This window comes from Streptomyces sp. NPDC058246, assembly GCF_042881985.1.
In the GTDB taxonomy this organism is placed as follows: domain Bacteria; phylum Actinomycetota; class Actinomycetes; order Streptomycetales; family Streptomycetaceae; genus Streptomyces.
This window is the reverse complement of sequence record NZ_JBHVWZ010000008.1, coordinates 79,773-95,658: the sequence shown is the minus strand read 5'-3', so window position 1 is coordinate 95,658 and position 15,886 is coordinate 79,773. Positions and strand designations below refer to the sequence as shown.

12 protein-coding genes are annotated in these 15,886 nt (G+C 71.4%); 9 read left to right on the top strand and 3 right to left on the bottom strand.

The annotated features are described in order from the left end of the window. Positions 1 to 2 precede the first annotated feature (2 nt). The 5 genes from ACFVXA_RS14415 to ACFVXA_RS14395 all read left to right on the top strand — a co-directional run bounded on the left by ACFVXA_RS14415 (position 3) and on the right by ACFVXA_RS14395 (position 6,055). Complete coding sequence (locus ACFVXA_RS14415; protein WP_390025143.1) at positions 3 to 1,853, top strand: acetyl/propionyl/methylcrotonyl-CoA carboxylase subunit alpha; 1,851 nt, start codon at positions 3 to 5, stop codon at positions 1,851 to 1,853. 106 nt (positions 1,854 to 1,959) lie between these two features. Then, the gene (locus ACFVXA_RS14410; RefSeq protein WP_390025141.1) at positions 1,960 to 3,120 is read left to right on the top strand and encodes an acyl-CoA dehydrogenase family protein; all 1,161 of its coding nucleotides are present in this window, start codon (positions 1,960 to 1,962) and stop codon (positions 3,118 to 3,120) included. Positions 3,121 to 3,153: 33 nt separating this feature from the next. After that, positions 3,154 to 4,719 carry a 4-coumarate--CoA ligase family protein gene (locus ACFVXA_RS14405; RefSeq protein ID WP_389754405.1) on the top strand — a complete coding sequence of 522 codons (1,566 nt, stop codon included), beginning with the start codon at positions 3,154 to 3,156 and terminating at the stop codon, positions 4,717 to 4,719. Continuing rightward, positions 4,716 to 5,450, top strand: a complete 735-nt coding sequence (locus tag ACFVXA_RS14400; protein WP_362016695.1) for an enoyl-CoA hydratase family protein — start codon at positions 4,716 to 4,718, stop codon at positions 5,448 to 5,450. Before ACFVXA_RS14405 ends, ACFVXA_RS14400 begins: the two co-directional genes overlap by 4 nt. Continuing rightward, positions 5,438 to 6,055, top strand: a complete 618-nt coding sequence (locus ACFVXA_RS14395) for a TetR/AcrR family transcriptional regulator (protein ID WP_362016693.1) — start codon at positions 5,438 to 5,440, stop codon at positions 6,053 to 6,055. Before ACFVXA_RS14400 ends, ACFVXA_RS14395 begins: the two co-directional genes overlap by 13 nt. Positions 6,056 to 6,225: 170 nt before the next feature. On the opposite strand, the gene pdxH is transcribed toward ACFVXA_RS14395, so the two are convergent. Continuing rightward, positions 6,226 to 6,864 carry a pyridoxamine 5'-phosphate oxidase gene (gene pdxH, locus ACFVXA_RS14390; RefSeq protein WP_383737493.1) on the bottom strand — a complete coding sequence of 213 codons (639 nt, stop codon included), beginning with the start codon at positions 6,862 to 6,864 and terminating at the stop codon, positions 6,226 to 6,228. Positions 6,865 to 7,443: 579 nt separating this feature from the next. On the opposite strand from pdxH, the gene ACFVXA_RS14385 reads away from it, so the two are divergent. Next, positions 7,444 to 8,544, top strand: coding sequence for a citrate synthase 2 (locus ACFVXA_RS14385; protein ID WP_362016690.1), 1,101 nt, complete (start codon positions 7,444 to 7,446; stop codon positions 8,542 to 8,544). A gap of 28 nt (positions 8,545 to 8,572) precedes the next feature. Here the strand turns inward: ACFVXA_RS14385 and ACFVXA_RS14380 are convergent, their stop codons facing one another. Then, complete coding sequence (locus ACFVXA_RS14380; protein ID WP_383737216.1) at positions 8,573 to 9,622, bottom strand: isopenicillin N synthase family dioxygenase; 1,050 nt, start codon at positions 9,620 to 9,622, stop codon at positions 8,573 to 8,575. 922 nt (positions 9,623 to 10,544) lie between these two features. Between ACFVXA_RS14380 and ACFVXA_RS14375 the strand changes: the two genes are divergently transcribed. After that, positions 10,545 to 11,927, top strand: a complete 1,383-nt coding sequence (locus ACFVXA_RS14375; RefSeq protein WP_362016686.1) for a PAS domain-containing protein — start codon at positions 10,545 to 10,547, stop codon at positions 11,925 to 11,927. A 222-nt stretch (positions 11,928 to 12,149) separates the two neighbouring features. Here ACFVXA_RS14375 and ACFVXA_RS14370 read toward each other — a convergent pair whose 3' ends face one another. Further along, positions 12,150 to 12,905, bottom strand: coding sequence for an SIS domain-containing protein (locus ACFVXA_RS14370; RefSeq protein ID WP_384022336.1), 756 nt, complete (start codon positions 12,903 to 12,905; stop codon positions 12,150 to 12,152). Between the two features lie 468 nt (positions 12,906 to 13,373). Between ACFVXA_RS14370 and ACFVXA_RS14365 the strand changes: the two genes are divergently transcribed. Both ACFVXA_RS14365 and ACFVXA_RS14360 read left to right on the top strand, forming a co-directional pair. Next, positions 13,374 to 14,066, top strand: coding sequence for a metal-dependent transcriptional regulator (locus tag ACFVXA_RS14365; RefSeq protein WP_327429616.1), 693 nt, complete (start codon positions 13,374 to 13,376; stop codon positions 14,064 to 14,066). 894 nt (positions 14,067 to 14,960) lie between these two features. Next, entirely contained in the window at positions 14,961 to 15,875 is a 915-nt protein-coding gene (locus ACFVXA_RS14360; protein ID WP_384022339.1) for an alpha/beta fold hydrolase, read from the top strand. Positions 15,876 to 15,886 lie beyond the last annotated feature (11 nt).

Below are 15,886 nucleotides of genomic sequence, written 5' to 3'. Positions count from 1 at the left end.
CAGTGATTGCTTCCGTCCTTGTGGCGAACCGCGGCGAGATCGCCTGCCGGGTCTTCCGCACCTGCCGTGAGTGGGGAATCCGAACCGTCGCCGTGCACTCGGACGCCGACGAGAACGCCCTCCACGCGCGCGTGGCCGACACGGCGGTACGGCTCCCGGGCGCGACGCCCGCGGACACGTATCTGCGCGGCGACCTGATCGTGAAGGCGGCCCTGAGCGCCGGCGCGGACGCCGTGCACCCCGGGTACGGCTTCCTCTCCGAGAACGCCGACTTCGCCCGCGCCGTCCTCGACGCGGGTCTCGTGTGGATCGGGCCGCCGCCCGAGGCGATAGAGGCGATGGCCTCCAAGACACGCGCCAAGAAGCTGATGGGCCTCGACCCCCTGGAGACGGTCACCGCGGACGACCTCCCGGTACTCGTCAAGGCGGCCGCGGGCGGCGGCGGGCGCGGCATGCGCGTCGTACGCGAACTGGCCGAACTGGACGCGGAACTGACGGCAGCCCGCGCCGAGGCGCTCAGCGCCTTCGGCGACGGAGAGGTCTTCGTCGAGCCCTACGTGGAGGGCGGCCGGCACGTCGAGGTGCAGATCCTCGCCGACACCCACGGCACGGTATGGCCGCTCGGCACCCGCGACTGCTCCCTCCAGCGCCGCCACCAGAAGGTCATCGAGGAAGCGCCGGCCCCCGGGCTGGGCGACCTCACCCAGACGCTGTACGACCTGTCCGTGCGCGCCGCCCGGGCCGTCGACTACGTGGGCGCCGGAACGGTCGAGTTCCTGGTCGCGAACGGCACGGCCCACTTCCTGGAGATGAACACCCGCCTCCAGGTGGAACACCCCGTCACGGAGGCCGTGTTCGGCATCGACCTGGTGGCCCTGCAGATCCAGGTCGCCGAGGGCGCCGCCCTGGAAAAGGATCCCCCACGCGCGCGTGGCCACGCGATCGAGGCCCGCCTGTACGCCGAGGACCCGGCACGCGAGTGGGCCCCGCAGACCGGCATCCTGCACCGCCTGGCCGTCCCGGACGGCGTCCGCCTGGACACCGGCTACACCGACGGCGACCCCATAGGCATCCACTACGACCCGATGCTCGCCAAGGCCGTCGCCCACGCCCCCACGCGCGCGCAGGCCCTCCGCAGACTGTCCGGCGCCCTGGAACGGGCCACGGTCCACGGCCCGGTCACCAACAGGGACCTGCTCGTACGGTCGCTGCGGCACCCGGAGTTCGCCGAAGCCCGCATGGACACCGGGTTCTACGACCGCCACCTGGCCGAGCTCACCGAGCCCGCGCCCGACCCGTACGCCCCCTTGGCCGCCGCCCTGGCCGACGCGCACGGGCGCTCCCGGTTCGGCGGCTGGCGGAACCTTGCCTCGCGGCCGCAGACCAAGACCTACCTGATGCACGGCGACGAGCACGAGGTCCACTACCACCACACACGCCAAGGCCTGACCGCCGAGGCCGACGGGGTGCGCGTGGTGCACGCCGACGCCCGTCTCGTCGTCCTCGACGTGGGCGGCGTGCGCCGGAACTTCGAGGTCGCCCGCTACGGCGACCAGGTGTTCGTGAACGCCACCGCCCTCACCGCCCTGCCCCGCTTCCCCGACCCCGCCGCCCAGCGGGTCCCCGGCTCCCTGCTGGCTCCCATGCCCGGCACGGTCGTCCGGGTCGCCGAGGGACTGGCCGCAGGAGCCGCCGTACGGGCCGGAGAGCCGCTGCTGTGGCTGGAGGCGATGAAGATGGAGCACAAGATCTCCGCGCCGACGACAGGGACGCTCAGCGCCCTGCACGTCGTCCCCGGACAGCAGGTGGAGGTCGGCGCGCTGCTGGCCGTCGTCCAGGAAAGCGCCCCGTAAGGGCCCCGCGGCGCTGACACATGCGGCTCCGCCGCGTGGGCGCGACAGGCCACACAAGACCCGCACCCTCCAGACGGCCGAACCCCTCTCCCCCTGAGGAGCCCCGATGACCGCTCTCATCGAAACCGACGAACACAAGGCCCTCCGCTCCGCTGTGGCCGCCCTCGGCAAACGCTACGGCCGCGCATACCTCACCAAGGTCATCGCCGACGGCGCTCACCCCGACGAACTCTGGTCGGAGGCGGCCAAGCTCGGCTACCTCGGCGTCAACCTGCCGGAGGCGTACGGCGGCGGAGGCGGCGGCATGGCGGAACTCTCCATAGTGCTCGAGGAGTTGGGCGCGGCCGGCTGCCCGCTGCTGATGATGGTCGTCTCACCGGCGATCTGCGGCACAGTGATCGCCCGCTTCGGCACGGACGCGCAGAAACAGCAGTGGCTCCCCGCCCTGGCGGACGGCACCCGCACCATGGCCTTCGGCATCACCGAACCCGACGCCGGCTCCAACTCGCACCGCATCACCACCACCGCCCGCCGCGACGGCGACACCTGGGTCCTCACCGGCCGCAAGGTGTTCATCTCCGGCGTCGACATCGCCGACGCGACGCTCGTCGTGGGACGTATGGAGGACGCGCGGACCGGCCGTCTCAAGCCCTGCCTGTTCATCGTCCCGCGCGACGCCGAAGGCTTCGGGCGACGGCAGATCGACATGGAACTCCAGGGCGCGGAGAAGCAGTTCGAACTGACCCTGGACGACGTGCGGCTGCCCGCCGACGCACTCGTCGGCGACGAGGACGCGGGCCTGCTCCAGCTCTTCGCCGGCCTCAACCCCGAGCGCGTCATGACGGCCGCGTTCGCGATCGGCATGGGCCGCTACGCGCTGTCCAAGGCCGTCGAGTACGCCCGCGAGCGCACCGTATGGAAGGCCCCCATCGGCGCCCACCAGGCCATCGCCCACCCCCTCGCGCAAGCCCACATCGAGCTCGAACTCGCCCGCCTGATGATGCAGAAAGCGGCGTTCCTGTACGACTCCGGGGACGACATAGCCGCCGGAGAAGCAGCCAACATGGCCAAGTACGCGGCCGGCGAAGCCTGTGTGAAGGCCGTCGACCAGGCCGTACACACCCTCGGCGGCAACGGCCTCACCCGCGAATTCGGCCTCGCCTCACTGATTACGGCCTCACGCGTGTCTCGTATCGCACCCGTCAGCAGGGAGATGATTCTCAACTACGTCTCCCACCAGACCCTGGGCCTGCCCAAGTCGTACTAGCGAGCCGCTCGACGAGCCCCTCCAGGAGGAACCGTGTTCCGCAGCCAGTACGCAGACGTCCCGGCCGTCGAGGAGCCCATCCACGACGCCGTCCTGGGCCGCGCCGCCGAGCGCGGCGAGACCCCCGCGCTCGTCGACGGCGTGGACGGGACCACGCTCACGTACGCACAACTGGACCGCTTCCACCGGCTGCTGGCCGCCGCGTTCGCCGACGCGGGCGTCCGCAAGGGCGACGTACTCGCCCTGCACAGCCCGAACACCATCGCCTTCCCGACGGCCTTCTACGCCGCCACGCGCGCCGGGGCGTCGGTCACGACCGTGCACCCGCTCGCCACCCCCGAGGAGTTCGCCAAGCAACTGCGCGACAGCGCGGCCGCCTGGATCGTCACCGTCTCACCCCTCCTGGACACCGCCCGGGCGGCGGCCGAACTCGCGGGCGGCGTACGGGAGATCTTCGTCTGCGACCAGGCACCGGGCCACCGCTCGCTGATCGACCTGCTCGCCACCACCGCGCCCGAACCGCGCATCGACATCGACCCCGTGGCGGACGTCGCGGCCCTGCCGTACTCCTCCGGGACGACCGGCATCCCCAAGGGCGTGATGCTCACCCACCGGTCCATAGCCACCAACCTCGCGCAGCTCGTGCCGTCCATGCCCCTGGGCCCCGGCGACCGCATCCTCGCCGTGCTGCCGTTCTTCCACATCTACGGGCTGACGGCCCTGATGAACGCCCCGCTGCGGCAGGGCGCCACCGTCGTCGTACTGCCCCGCTTCGACCTGGACACCTTCCTCGCGGCCATCGAGAAGCACCGCATCAACGTGCTCTTCGTCGCCCCGCCGATCGTCCTCGCCCTCGCCAAGCACCCCGCGGTCACCCGGTACGACCTGTCCTCCCTGAAACACATCATTTCCTCCGCCGCCCCCCTGGACGCCAAGCTCGCCCAGGCCTGCTCACGGCGGCTCGGCCTGCCACCCATCGGCCAGGGCTACGGCATGACGGAACTGTCCCCCTGCACCCACCTGGTGCCCCTGAACACCCCGGACGCGCCCCCAGGAACCGTCGGCAAACTCATCGCGGGCACCGAGATGCGCATCGTCTCCCTCGCCGACCCCGACAAGGACCTCGGCGTCGGCGAGGCCGGCGAGATCGCCATCCGCGGCCCCCAGGTCATGAAGGGCTACCTCGGCCGGCCCGACGCCACCGCCGCGATGATCGACCCCGACGGCTGGCTGCACACCGGAGACGTCGGCCACGTCGACGCCGACGGCTGGCTCTTCGTAGTCGACCGCGTCAAGGAACTCATCAAGTACAAGGGCTTCCAGGTCGCCCCCGCCGAACTCGAAGCGCTGCTCCTCACCCACCCCGCCATCGCCGACGCCGCCGTCATCGGGGTCTACAACGAGGACAACAACGAAGTCCCCCACGCGTACGTCGTCCGCCAGCCGTCCGCGGCCGACCTCTCCGCGGGAGAGGTCATGATGTACGTCGCCGAACGCGTCGCCCCCTACAAGAGGGTCCGCGCCGTCACCTTCATCGAGGGCGTGCCGCGGGCGGCCTCCGGGAAGATCCTGCGCCGGGAACTGCGGGGCCTGTCGTGACCGTCGTCCACAGAGCGCACGAACGCGCCGTCACCACGCTCACCCTCGACTCACCGGCCAACCGCAACGCCCTCTCGGGCGCGCTCGTGGGCGAACTCACCGACGCGCTCACCCACTGCGGCAAGGACGGCGACGTACGCGCGATCGTCCTCACCCACACCGGGAACACCTTCTGCGCGGGCGCCGACCTGCGCGACCCCCCGCACCCGGACGCCCTCGTCGCGCTGCTCCGGCAGATCGTCGAACTGCCCAGACCCGTGGTCGCCCGGGTCACCGGACACGTACGAGCGGGCGGCCTCGGCCTGCTCGGCGCCTGCGACATCGCGGCCGCCTCCCAGCAGGCCACCTTCGCCTTCACGGAGGTACGCATCGGCGTCGCACCCGCCGTCATCTCCCTCACCCTGCTCCCCCGCACCGACCCCCGCGCCCTCGCCCGCCACTACCTCACCGGCGAACGCTTCGACGCGGCGGAGGCGGTCCGCACCGGGCTCCTGACGGCCACCGGCGACGACGTCGACGCCGTACTGGCCCCCGTCCTCGACGGACTGCGGAGGGCCTCTCCCCAGGGCCTCGCCGAGACCAAGGCCCTGCTCACGGCTAAGGTGCTGGAAACCTTCGACCGGGACGCGGCCGACCTGACCGCGCTCTCGGCCCGGCTGTTCTCCTCCGCGCAGGCCCGCGAGGGAATGACGGCCTTCCTCGAACGACGGGATCCCCCATGGGTGGTGTGAGCACGACGGAGCACGCCGCGCGTCTTCCGCATGTCCCCAAGCAGGACCGCAGCCGGGCCACCCGGCAACGGCTGCTGGCAGCGGCCGTGGCCTGCCTCGCCGAACACGGCTGGGCGGGCTCCACGGTCTCCGTCGTCGCCGAACGCGCCGGCGTCTCCCGGGGCGCCGCCCAGCACCACTTCCCGACCCGCGAGGACCTCTTCACCGCCGCCGTCGAGTACGTCGCCGAGGAACGCTCCACCGCCCTGCGCGCCCTCTTCCCCGACGGCGCCGCCGACCGCCGCGCCGTCGTCGTCGCCCTCGTCGACCTCTACACCGGCCCCCTCTTCCGAGCCGCCCTGCACCTCTGGGTCGCCGCCTCCGACGAGGACCAGCTCCGCACCCGTGTGACCGAGCTCGAAGCCCGCGTCGGCCGCGAGACCCATCGCATCGCCGTCGAGCTGCTGGGCGCCGACGAATCCCGTCCGGGGGTACGCGAGACGGTCCAGGGCCTGCTGGACATGGCCCGGGGCCTGGGCCTCGCGAACCTGCTCACGGACGACGCGGGACGACGCGAGCGGGTGGTGGCGCAGTGGGGGGTGCTGATGGAGGAGGCGCTGGGATGAGCCGGCTCTGAGGTCTCGCGCGCTGAGGCCTCACGGGCTGAGCCGCGCCGCCGGCACTGTCGGCCTCAGGATCTGGACCGTGCCGCCGGCACTGTCGGCCTCAGGATCTGGACCGTGCCGCCGGCACCGTCGGCCTCAAGGACTGGACCGTGCCGCCGACACCGTCCGCCTCACGGGCTGAGCCGCTCCACCCGCCAGCCGCCGTCGGGCTCGGCCACGTACCGCAGCCGGTCGTGCAGGCGGTTCTCGCGGCCCTGCCAGAACTCCACCATCTGCGGGGCGATACGGAAACCGCCCCAGTTCGGTGGCACCGGGACCTGCTCGCCCTCCGGGTAGCGCGCACTCAACTCCGCGTACGACGAGTCCAGTTCGGTACGGGAGAAGATGACCGAGGACTGCGCGCTGGCCCAGGCGCCGAGCTGGGAGCCGTGCGGGCGGGTGCGGAAGTACGCGGCGGTCTCGTCGCGCCCGGTACGCCGCGCCGTGCCGGTGACGATGACCTGCCGGGCCATCGGATGCCAGGGGAAGAGCAGCGCGATGTACGGGTTCTCGGCCAGCTCGCGGGCCTTGCGGGAGTCGTAGTTGGTGTAGAAGACGAAGCCCTGGTCGTCGTACTGCTTCAAGAGCACCGTGCGCGAGCTCGGCCGGCCCTCGGCGTCCGCCGTCGAGACGACCATCGCGTTCGGCTCGTGCACGAAGCCCTGCATCGCGGCCTGCGCGGCCTGCTTGAACCAGCGCGAGAACTGCTCCATGGGATGCACGGCGAGATCGTGCTCGTCGAGCCCCTCGGCACGATAGTGCGCACGCATCGCGGCAGGGTCGGCGCCGAGGTCCTCGGCGTCGGCCTCGGCGGCCGCGGCGGCGCGCTGGATGAGGGGTTCGGCGGCGGATTCGTCCGGGAAACGATCGTTCACGCAGTCATCTTGCCGTATTCGCGCCCACTCCTGGAGGGCGTGTACTTCATCACTGCCTGGCACTGAGTGCCGCGCACTCTCCCCAAAGGTGACACTCAGGGATATCGTGCTGCTGCCGTTCCGGTTGGATGACCGCCAGCCGCACGGGGCATCACCGGGGTGACCGTTTCGGACCGCGAGCCGTCCGCGTACCTGGCCGTGGAACCGAACCGGACGAGATCACACCCCGTCCGACCATGGTCGACACCACCTCAGCGCCGCCTGTCCACCGCCTGAACCCCCACCAACCGCCGGAACCACGCCCACGAACCGCCCGATCCACCTCACCAGCTAGCTGACCCCCCACGAGCCACCTGACCCACCCCACGAACCGCCCGATCCCCCACCCCACGAACTGCCTGACCCACCCCACGAACCACCTGATCCACCCCCACCACCCATCTGTCTGTCGCACACATCACGAGGAGCCGCCTGATGTCCGACTTCGTACCCGGACTCGAGGGAGTCATCGCGTTCGAGACGGAGATCGCCGAACCGGATAAGGAGGGCGGCGCACTCCGGTACCGAGGCGTCGACATCGAGGATCTGGTCGGCCACGTCTCCTTCGGCAACGTCTGGGGGCTCCTCGTCGACGGCGCCTTCAACCCCGGCCTGCCGCCCGCCGAACCGTTCCCGATCCCCGTCCACTCCGGCGACATCCGCGTCGACGTCCAGTCCGCGCTCGCCATGCTCGCCCCCGTCTGGGGCCTCAAACCCCTCCTCGACATCGACGAGCAGCAGGCCCGCGAGGACCTCGCCCGCGCTGCCGTCATGGCCCTCTCCTACGTCGCCCAGTCCGCCCGCGGCCAGGGCCGGCCCATGGTCCCGCAGAGCGAGATCGACAAGGCACAGTCCGTCGTGGAACGGTTCATGATCCGCTGGCGCGGAGAGCCGGACCCCAAGCACGTCGCCGCCGTGGACGCCTACTGGACGTCGGCGGCCGAGCACGGCATGAACGCCTCCACCTTCACCGCGCGCGTGATCGCGTCGACCGGCGCGGACGTCGCCGCGGCCCTCTCCGGGGCCGTCGGCGCCATGTCCGGCCCCCTGCACGGCGGCGCCCCCTCACGCGTCCTCGGCATGATCGAGGAGATCGAGCGCACCGGAGACGCCGAGGCCTACGTCAAGCAGGCCCTCGACAAGGGCGAACGCCTCATGGGCTTCGGCCACCGGGTGTACCGCGCCGAGGACCCGCGCGCGCGGGTGCTGCGCCGCACGGCCCGCGACCTCGGCGCCCCCCGCTTCGAGATCGCCGAAGCCCTGGAGAAGGCCGCCCTCGCCGAACTCCACGCCCGCCGCCCGGACCGCGTCCTGGCGACGAACGTCGAGTTCTGGGCGGCCATCGTCCTCGACTTCGCCGAGGTCCCGGCGCACATGTTCACCTCGATGTTCACCTGCGCCCGTACGGCGGGCTGGTCGGCGCACATCCTGGAACAGAAGCGCACGGGCCGCCTCGTACGCCCCTCCGCGCGCTACGTGGGCCCCGGCTCACGCGGCCCCCAGGAGATCGTGGGCTACGAGGACATCGCGCACTGAGAACCGGTCCCATGCCGTACGCCGGTCATCACGCGGGCGTGAGCAGCTCCGCGTGATGACGGGCGGCGACCAGCGGGTGAGCGCGCAACTTGCCCTTCAGCTCGTTCCTTCCGTACTCGGCGAAGAGCGGATTGGCCGGATCCGTCGTCACCCCGGGCGCGGCGGACGCGTGCGGGAAGGGCAGCGGCTCGACCCGCGCGTCGAGCCGCGGGTTGTAGAAGAAGGGCACGGAGAACCGCTCGGTGGCCCCTGCCGGACTGACCACCCGATGGTTGGTGGCGATCAGATACCCGTTGGTGGCCACCTCCAGCAGCTCGCCCAGATTCACCACGAACGCCCCCGGCAGCGGCGGCACATCATGGAACAGCCCGTCCTCCCGCTGCACCTGGAGCCCGCCCACCTGGTCCTGGAGCAGCAGCGTCAGGAACCCGTAGTCCTTGTGCGCCCCCACTCCCTGATCGGCGCCGTCGCCCGCGCTCCCCGGATACCGCACCAGCTTCAGATGCGGATGGGCCCGCTCCCCGAAGACCGGCTCGTAGAAGTCGCCGGGCGCCCCGATGGCCACGAGCAGCTCACGCAGCAGCCGCGCCGCCACCGAGCTGAGCCGGTCGATCCAGGCCAGCGCGGCGGCCCGCAGCTCCGGCAGGGCGTCCGGCCACTGGTTCGGCCCCTCCAGCCACCAGTACGCGGGCTCACCCGGCCCAGGTACGCGCGCGGCCCGCTCCGCCCCGATGTCCAGCTGATCCCGCCAGTCCCGGCTGCCACCGGTGAGCTCGTCGCCGGTACGCGTGTATCCACGGAAATGCGGCGAGTTCACGTTGTCGATCGCGAGCCGGTCGGCCTCCGGAAGCGCGAAGAACCGGTGCATGGCCTGAAGCAGAGCACCGGTCTCGGCGTCCGTCACCCCGTGCCCGACGAGCTGGAAGAACCCCACGTCGTGCGCGGCGCTGTGCAACTGCGCGTGCAGCAGCGCACGGGCCTGGGGACCACGGTCGGCCGCGGAAAGATCAATGATCGGAAGCTGCTGGTACTGCTGGTACTGGTGCTGCTGGAACTGGGATGACGTGTTCGTCGACATGAGGCGCGTCCGCGGGGGTGTACGGGAGCCCGGGCAGCCGCCAAGGGTGGGGCGGGGCCACGGGTGCCAAGTGGAAGTGAGAAGCGGTGCGAGAAGTGCACGGGGGCTGGGTCAGGCAGAGCGCCGACAGCCCATGCTCGTGACGCGCACGAAATCCACGTGGCGGCGTCGAACGAGCATCGGAAGCATGGCGCAAGAGTACTGCGGGGCGACCGATCCCCCTGTGCCCCACCTCACACGGCCCCCGGGGACGGCAGCGACCCTGACGGCACGGCCCCCGGAACGGCAGCGACCCTGGCGGCACGGCCCCCGGAAAGGCAGCGACCCAGGAGCGACGCGGTCCCGGAGACGCAGACGACCCGCGAGCTCGGGTCCCTCGGCCTTGCGGCGGAGGAGCCGGCCGGACGTACCGGCGAGCTCGCGGGTCGGGTGACTGCTGGAGATTGGGCCGGCTGCACGCACGTTTCACGCACTGGTCCGGCACCGCACTGGATGTGGTGACGGGCCGCTAGCCCGCAGCCACCTCGCAAGTCCGGGTTTCATACATGTACCCGATCACCTCCCTTCGGCGTGTGGCCCACCCTAGGAACCGATCGACCGCGTCTCAAGGGGTTTTTCGAAACGGTGGCCACACCAGCTCTCGCCGGGTGGAGTACCCGTACCCGTCGCCCCGCTGAACGAGCCGTAGGTTCCAGTGAGAGACGTTGATCCGGCCCTGCGCCACCCGTGAGCTGGGTGGGCTGGGGGAGGTGGGCGGTCGGGGAGGGGGTCGGGTGGGGCGGGCGGGGCGGAAATCCGGCGTACAACGATTTCGTCCAATCTTTGGGGAACCCGGTGTGGGCTGGGTCACGTTCGAGTTGAATGATTGCGAGTGAGCGAACTTTCGCGCCGTACGTGCGGACGCAGCCTGCAGGGGGTCCAGGTGAGTGCTTCCCGGCGTAGTGGGACCACCGATGAGCTGGGGCCGGACGAGCCCGAGCGGGATGGTTCCGATCTGCTTGCCGCGTTGTTGGACGGGATGGACGCGGCCTTGTGTGCCTTTGACGCCGATGGGGTCGTGACCCATTGGAATCGGGAGGCCGAACGGATTCTTGGGTGGACCGCGGCCGAGGCCGTGGGGCGGCACGGGTTCGCCGGTTGGGCCGTGCGGACCGCGGACGCCGAGGAGGTCGAGGGGCGGCTGCTGTCCGTCATGCAGGCTCCCGGGCGGCAGGTGCACGAGTTCGCCCTCCTGACCAAGGACGGCGGGCGGGTGCTCGTACGGACGCAGTCCGCCGCCGTACGCGGCCCCGACGGGAAGCCCGCCGGGGTGTACTGCGCGTTCAGCGAGGTGCACGCCCAGATCGATCTCGAGCGGTCCATCGCGCTGAGCGAGGCGTTGTTCGAGGACGCGAGCTGGGGTGTGGTGCTCGTGGACGCCGATCTGCGGCCCGCCGTAGTAAATGCCCACGCGGCTCGGGCCTTGGGGACCGGGCGTACGTCGGTGCTCGGGCGCCCGCTCGGAGATCTGCTCTCCCAGGGCGTGGAGGAGCTGGAGAGCGCGCTCACGCATGTGCTGGCGGAGGGTGCGCCGCCCGCGCCGGCCGAGATGTGGGTGAGCGTGCGGACGGCCGAGGGCGAGAAGCGGCGGTGCTGGCGGAGTGGCTTCCTGCGGCTGGCCTCGCCGCTCGCGGAGGAGCCCGTCCCGCTGGGCGTCGGATGGCTCTTCCAGGACGTGACCGAGGCCAAGCAGACCGAGCAGGAGGCGGCGCTGCTGCGCTTCCGGGCCAACCAGTTGCACCGGGCGGCGCGGGCCGCGGCCGAGTGCGAGGACGCGGGGGAGGTGGCAACCGTCCACCTCGACTTCGCGCTCGCCGGCTTCGCCGATCACGCGCTGATCGACCGGGTGGTGGGGGGTTCCATGAGGGACGGCGAAGGTCCCGTACGGCTGGTACGGGCCGCCGCCACGCCCTCCGGTGCCCCCGGGCCGAGCATCCTCACCGGGAAGGCGGGGCTGCCCGTGCGGTACGGGGACGGGCATCCCGCGTTGCAGTGCGTGGAGCGCGCCGGGTCGGTACGGGCCAGCGCGGGCGCCGTCGACGCCGAGCGGGCGCGGGAGTGGGCCGTGACGCGGCAGTGGCCGCAGGACTCGATGCACGCGCTGTGCGCGGTGTTGCGCAGCCGGGGGCGGACGCTGGGTGTCGTGACGTTTCTGCGGGGGGCGGGGCGCAGTCAGTTCGAGCGGGCGGACGCGATGTACGCGGAGGATGTGGCCGTACGGATTGCCATGGCGCTGGATCTGGAGGGTCTGCTGGGGCTCGGGTGACGCGGTACCCGGGGCTGGCTGGTGCCAGGGCCGGCCGGTGCCGTGGCCGGGGTGGGTGGGTTCCGAGGCCGGGGGAGTGCCGAGACCGGGGGGTGCCGAGACCGGGGGGCTCACCGGCCCTGCGCAAGGTGCTGCAGTGCCCACCCGTGCCGCCCCCCCCAGCGGCACGACTGCCCACAGCCAACCCGTGCCCACAGCCAACCCCGGTGGGAAGAACCCGGGTCAGCGGCGGTAGAAGATCCGGTCGCCGTACTCCGTCATCACGCGGCCGTTCCACTCGTGGCCGCCGTCCACGTTGCCCGAGCGGAGGAGGGGCGGCTCGATGCCGCGGTCGGCGAGCGCGCCCGCGGCCGTGGCCATGACGGCCTGGAGGAGGGCCGCGGTGACGACCGTGGAGGCGGGGGCGAAGGGCGCCGCGATCGAGTCGAGGGTGAGTTCCGCGTCGCCGATCGCGATCTTCGAGTCGAGGACGATGTCGCAGTGGTCCTTCAGGTACGTACCCGAGACGTGCCGTGACTGCGTCTCTGAGGCGTAGGCGACCGAGGTGACGCCGATGACCTTCACGCCCAGCGCGCGGGCGTTCATGGCCATCTCGACGGGCAGCGCGTTGCGGCCGGAGAGCGAGATGATCACGAGGACGTCGCCGGACCGTAGCGGGCTGGAGTCCAGGACCGCGCTCGCGAGGCCGTCGACCCGTTCCAGAGCGGAGCCCAGCGTCGCCGGCATGACGTCGACGCCCACGACGCCGGGGACGGCGAGCAGGTTCATCAGGGCGAGGCCGCCCGCGCGGTAGACGACGTCCTGCGCGGCGAGCGAGGAGTGCCCGGCGCCGAAGGCGAAGAGGCGTCCGTCGGCGGCGACGGTGTCGGCGATCAGGGCGCCGGCCGCCTCGATGTCCGCGGCGTCCTCGTCCCGCACGCGCTGCAGCAGGCCGATCGCCGCGTCGAAGAACTGCCCGGCCAGCGTGCTGTCGCTCATCGGCGAAGCCCCTTAGAAGTCTCGTCGGCGTCGGGTCGGTGTCGTGTCGCGGATCACGTTGCGGTCTGGACCAGCGCGCTGTCAATACGGCCCGCAGGGGCGACACTGGGCACGAGCCGGGCGCGACGCCGGAGACGAGACCGGTCGGTCCCGCACAGTGGACGACACCGGCCCCGCACCGGGGACGTCACCGCTCCCGCACACGGGACGACACCGGCCAGCACCCGCACCGGGGACGACACCGGCCCCACAACGGGCTGGACAGGGGTCACGCACCGGGCACGATCTGCCTGGGTTGCCTTCGCCTCGGCAGGCCCTCCGGGCCCGTGCGGCCGCAGAGGCACTCGTAACCGTGTGGTTTCGACGGCGAGGCACGGTTGTCAGTGGTATGCGTCAGAATTGAGTTCAGGGCCAGCGCACAAGCCGGTGGACCATCGAGTCTCCGGCAGAGCTAATCGAGGGGCACGTATGTCCGGACTGATCGACACCACGGAGATGTATCTCCGCACCATCCTCGAGCTGGAGGAGGAAGGCGTGGTCCCCATGCGCGCCCGGATCGCGGAGCGGCTCGACCAGAGCGGGCCGACGGTCAGCCAGACGGTGGCGCGGATGGAGCGCGACGGCTTGGTGGCGGTCGCCAGCGACCGGCACCTGGAGCTCACCGAGGAGGGACGGCGGCTGGCCACGCGGGTCATGCGCAAGCACCGTCTCGCGGAGTGCCTGCTCGTCGACGTGATCGGTCTGGAGTGGGAGCAGGTGCACGCCGAGGCGTGTCGCTGGGAACACGTGATGAGCGAGGCCGTGGAGCGGCGCGTGCTGGAGCTGCTGCGTCACCCGACGGAATCGCCGTACGGGAATCCGATCCCTGGCCTCGAGGAGCTCGGTGAGAAGGACGGCGCCGACCCGTTCCTGGACGAGGGCATGGTGTCGCTGGCCGAGCTGGACCCGGGTCTCGACGGCAAGACCGTGGTCGTACGGCGTATCGGCGAGCCGATCCAGACGGACGCCCAGCTGATGTACACGCTGCGGCGGGCGGGCGTGCAGCCCGGCTCCGTGGTGAGCGTGACGGAGTCGGCGGGCGGGGTACTCGTGGGCAGCGGTGGCGAGGCCGCGGAGCTGGAGGCGGACGTCGCCTCCCATGTGTTCGTCGCCAAGCGCTAGACGGTTCGTCGCCGACCGCTGGACGGTCTTCGTCGCCGAGCGCTGGACGCCGGCATCGCGGGAGCGCGGGAGCGCGGTGACCGTCACCGAGCGTCGGCACGGCCTTCGGGCTACTGAACCGTCTCGGGCCCACTGACCGTCCGGGCCCGCCGAGCGTCCGGACCTACGACCGTCCGGACCTACCGACTTTCTGTTCGAAGGTGCGGATCGGGGGTACTGACTTTCCGGCACCCGCGAGGGGCAGCTCCCGGGAGCCGACCGAGGGGGCCGGCATTCGCCGGGCCTCCTCGTCGGCCCCGGGTGCCCGCCGCACACCGCGCGCCCGGGATGTCAACTCCCGCGACCGCAGGGGTAGTTGTGATGACTCCGCGATCTCACTGCAACCAAGATTCAGTGTGCGGAATCGCAGCGCCGGGACCGTTTGCGTGCGAGGCTGTCGCGTGAGGCATATGACCTGAGGGTTCTTGACCGTGTCCGAGAGTGAGTGGCGCGGTCGGGGAGGGGGCGGGGAGGATGTGCCGCAGATGTGGAGAGGGCCCCGGCGCCAGATGGCGCCGGGGCCTGTCCTCCCCTGTGCTGACCCGGAGCCCCGAGCTCTCAGGGTCATTCTCCTCGGACCGTTTTCCCCGAGCGGTCCGCCCCCCGCTGAAGATCTCCCCTCGGCGACGGCGGTCAATCCTTGAAGGTGGTCACTCGAACGAGGGGTGTTGCAGCCAGGAAGGCCATTTTCGAAACCTCATTCGATAACGTGGCGGTGCAGGAGCGGTACATGTAGAGAGCAGCACACCAGCAGGAGCAGCGGTACGACAGCGGTAGGAAGCAGCGGTACGAGTGGACCGGCCGGTTCGAGCGGGAGCGAGCCGGTCCGAGCGAGCTAGGGGGGTGCCATTACCGATGGTGCGGCGCATCGACGTGACGGGAGCGAGGGGGGTACGCCTCGCTGCCTGGGAGTTCGCCGATCCTCCCAAGACGGAGCTGAGGGTGGACCAGGCCGGGCATCCGGGGCCGGCCGGGCAAGCCGGGGAGGCTGGTCCGCAGGCCCCCGGCGTGCTGTTACTGCACGGCCTCATGGGCCGCGCATCGCACTGGGCGTCCACCGCCCGCTGGCTCTCCGAGCGGCACCGCGCCGTCGCCCTCGACCAGCGCGGCCACGGCCAGAGCGACAAGCCGCCGGAGGCGGAGTACACACGCGAGGCTTACGTCGAGGACGCCGAGGCCGCCCTCGAACAGCTGGGCCTCGCCCCTGCCGTCCTCGTGGGCCACGCCATGGGCGCGCTGACCGCCTGGCAGCTCGCCGCCAAGCGCCCCGACCTCGTCCGCGCCCTCATCATCTGCGACATGCGGGCGTCGGCGTTAGGGGCCGCGTCGCAGCGCGAGTGGGAGGACTGGTTCAAGGCCTGGCCCGTCCCCTTCGCCACGCTCGCCGACGTACGCAAGTGGTTCGGCGAGGACGACCCCTGGGTGGAGCGCCCGAACCCGTCCCGCGGCGAGTTCTATGCCGAGGTGATGCACGAGTCCCCGGACGGGTGGCGTCCGGTCTTCCGACCCGAGCAGATGCTCAAGTCCCGGCAGACGTGGGTGTACGACGCGCACTGGGAGGAGCTCGCGCAGGTGCGGTGCCCCGCCCTGGTCGTACGGGGGCTGGACGGCGAGCTCGGGCGGGCCGAGTCGCAGGAGATGGTCCGGGTCCTGCCGTACGGGCAGTACGCGGAGGTCGCCGATGCGGGGCACCTTGTGCACTATGACCAGCCGGAGGCGTGGCGCGCGGCGATCGAACCGTTTCTGGACGGAGTCCTCACGGGGAGCTGAGCGCCACCTGC